This window comes from Streptomyces caelestis (assembly GCF_001279005.1).
In the GTDB taxonomy this organism is placed as follows: domain Bacteria; phylum Actinomycetota; class Actinomycetes; order Streptomycetales; family Streptomycetaceae; genus Streptomyces; species Streptomyces heliomycini.
Window position 1 is genome coordinate 1 of the sequence record NZ_LGCN01000094.1, and the last position, 355, is coordinate 355.

Consider the following 355-nt stretch of genomic DNA (forward strand, 5'->3'; position numbering starts at 1 on the left):
CGTCCAGAACGCCATCCTCGGCCCCCTCGAGGACAAGCGCGTCGCCGCCATCAACCGCATCGCCACCGCCATCGGCCGCACCGCCGAACGCCCCTCCGGACTCGACGCGCTCGCCCCCTGCACGCTCGACACGGAGGGCACGGCCGGGCAGGACGACGCGGGCGCCGGAGAGGGGACGGCCACGACGCCGCCCGCCCAGGAGACCGCCGCGCCGCCCGCCGAGGAGGGCGCCGGCCAGGCCGGGAACACCGGCGTCGGCACGGTCTCCTGCCCCCAGGTGGCCCCCGAGCTCCCCGCGGTCCCCGCCTCCGCCCGGGCCGAGGTCGAACGCAACCTCGGCGACCTCGACCAGCAG

Annotated in this window: 1 pseudogene; it reads left to right on the forward strand. The window is 78.3% G+C overall.

Features of this window, described 5'->3' with window-relative positions:
- Positions 1 to 355 (forward strand): annotated as a pseudogene (locus tag ADK41_RS09355) (hypothetical protein); the annotation flags it as partial.